Origin of the sequence: Lacticaseibacillus hulanensis, from assembly GCF_004010095.1 — a bacterium.
GTDB lineage: Bacteria > Bacillota > Bacilli > Lactobacillales > Lactobacillaceae > Lacticaseibacillus > Lacticaseibacillus hulanensis.
The window spans coordinates 1-1,731 of the sequence record NZ_RRYD01000056.1; the positions used below are offsets into that span (position 1 = coordinate 1).

1 rRNA gene is annotated in these 1,731 nt (G+C 51.1%); it reads right to left on the reverse strand.

Annotated elements, in window-relative coordinates:
- Positions 1–24: 24 nt before the first annotated feature.
- Positions 25–1,597: ribosomal RNA gene (locus EKN00_RS10740) — 16S ribosomal RNA — on the reverse strand.
- Positions 1,598–1,731 lie beyond the last annotated feature (134 nt).

The following is a 1,731-nucleotide window of genomic DNA, read 5'->3' on the forward strand; positions in this document are numbered from 1 at the left end:
CGGCCTCTACATGATTATCCTTAGAAAGGAGGTGATCCAGCCGCAGGTTCTCCTACGGCTACCTTGTTACGACTTCACCCTAATCATCTGTCCCACCTTAGACGGCTAGCTCCCTAAAAGGGTTACCCCACCGGCTTCGGGTGTTACAAACTCTCATGGTGTGACGGGCGGTGTGTACAAGGCCCGGGAACGTATTCACCGCGGCATGCTGATCCGCGATTACTAGCGATTCCGACTTCGTGCAGGCGAGTTGCAGCCTGCAGTCCGAACTGAGACCGGCTTTAAGAGATTAGCGCACCCTCGCGGGTTGGCGACTCGTTGTACCGGCCATTGTAGCACGTGTGTAGCCCAGGTCATAAGGGGCATGATGATTTGACGTCGTCCCCACCTTCCTCCGGTTTGTCACCGGCAGTCTTACTAGAGTGCCCAACTGAATGCTGGCAACTAGTCATAAGGGTTGCGCTCGTTGCGGGACTTAACCCAACATCTCACGACACGAGCTGACGACAACCATGCACCACCTGTCATTCTGTCCCCGAAGGGAACGCCCAATCTCTTGGGTTGGCAGAAGATGTCAAGACCTGGTAAGGTTCTTCGCGTTGCTTCGAATTAAACCACATGCTCCACCGCTTGTGCGGGCCCCCGTCAATTCCTTTGAGTTTCAACCTTGCGGTCGTACTCCCCAGGCGGAATACTTAATGCGTTAGCTGCAGCACTGAAGGGCGGAAACCCTCCAACACTTAGTATTCATCGTTTACGGCATGGACTACCAGGGTATCTAATCCTGTTCGCTACCCATGCTTTCGAGCCTCAGCGTCAGTTACAGACCAGACAGCCGCCTTCGCCACTGGTGTTCTTCCATATATCTACGCATTTCACCGCTACACATGGAGTTCCACTGTCCTCTTCTGCACTCAAGTTTCCCAGTTTCCGATGCACTTCCCCGGTTGAGCCGGGGGCTTTCACATCAGACTTAAAAAACCGCCTGCGCTCGCTTTACGCCCAATAAATCCGGATAACGCTCGCCACCTACGTATTACCGCGGCTGCTGGCACGTAGTTAGCCGTGGCTTTCTGGTTGGATACCGTCAACTAATGAACAGTTACTCTCACTAGTGTTCTTCTCCAACAACAGAGCTTTACGATCCGAAAACCTTCTTCACTCACGCGGCGTTGCTCCATCAGACTTTCGTCCATTGTGGAAGATTCCCTACTGCTGCCTCCCGTAGGAGTTTGGGCCGTGTCTCAGTCCCAATGTGGCCGATCAACCTCTCAGTTCGGCTATGCATCACAGTCTTGGTGGGCCTTTACCTCACCAACTAACTAATGCACCGCGGGTCCATCTTCTAGTGACAGCCGAAGCCGCCTTTCAGCTCAAAACCATGCGGTTTTGAGATTTATACGGTATTAGCACCTGTTTCCAGATGTTATCCCCTGCTAGAAGGCAGGTTACCCACGTGTTACTCACCCATCCGCCACTCACCGCTCTTAAATCACTTCGTGCAAGCACTCCGTTCATTAAGTTAAGTTCGTTCGACTTGCATGTATTAGGCACGCCGCCAGCGTTCATCCTGAGCCAGGATCAAACTCTCAAATTAAGAGAGCTCAAAGAGCTCATTGATTCTTTTTATTGTTATAAGCGAATTGACTTCGTTATAATGTGTTAATTCTTCCTTCAGCTAAAGCTGAAGAACCTACATTTATACGAAACTTTGTTCAGTTTTCAAGGAAC